We start from the raw sequence: 893 nt of genomic DNA, 5'->3' as shown, positions 1-893 counted from the left end.
TATAGTCACTTAGTTTATAAAATACATGTTATAATAAAGCCATGGCATATAGTACAGATTTTAAACAACGAGCATTAGATTACATCAAAGAGGGACACAGCCATGTCGAGGCGGCCAAAGTTTTTGATGTTGGCGTCAGAACTCTCTTCACATGGGAAAAGAAATTACGTGAACAAGGACACTTAGAGCGGAAAAAGCGAGTCGCCAAAAGCCGAAAGATTCCTTTGGAGGAGTTGAAGGCCTTTGTAGAGGCTCATCCAGATGCTTTTTTACGGGAAATTGCGACACATTTTGATTGTGCTGTTCCTTCAGTATGGGCAGCTTTAAAGCAGATTAAGGTCACTTTAAAAAAAGACGACTAGCTTTAAGGAACAAGATCCTGAGAAAGTCGCTGAGTTTCTTGATATTTTGAATAGCCTAAAAGATTTACCAGTCGTATATATTGACGAAACAGGAATCGACCGCTACCTCTATCGTCCTTATGCACGGGCTCCTAGAGGGGAGAAAGTCTATGAAAAGATTAGTGGACGGCGTTTTGAGCGGACTTCAATTGTTGCAGGACAAGTAGACGGAGAGTTTATAGCTCCTATGATTTACAAGGAAAATATGGCGAGCGATTTCTTTGTGGAGTGGTTCAAAACGCAACTTCTACCTGCTTTGAAGACCCCTCATGTCATTGTCATGGACAATGCTAGTTTTCATCCCAAGAACATCTTGGATGAGCTTTGCATTCAAGATAAACACTTTTTCTTACCTCTACCACCGTATTCACCAGATTTGAATCCTATTGAGCAGGCTTGGGCTATCTTGAAAAAGAAAGTGACAGATTTATTAAGGGAAGTCCCCAATATCTTTGAATCATTAGAGTGCTTTTTTAAAACTAAATAACTATA

1 pseudogene is annotated in these 893 nt (G+C 39.8%); it reads left to right on the top strand.

Going from position 1 to position 893, the window contains the following annotated elements:
• Positions 1 to 41 precede the first annotated feature (41 nt).
• Positions 42 to 888: pseudogene (locus QM917_RS10580) on the top strand (IS630 family transposase).
• The last annotated feature ends 5 nt before the right edge of the window (positions 889 to 893 follow it).

The sequence above is a fragment of the Streptococcus infantis genome (assembly GCF_047460685.1).
Taxonomy (GTDB): domain Bacteria; phylum Bacillota; class Bacilli; order Lactobacillales; family Streptococcaceae; genus Streptococcus; species Streptococcus infantis_AD.
This window is presented reverse-complemented; position numbering and strand designations above follow the sequence as displayed.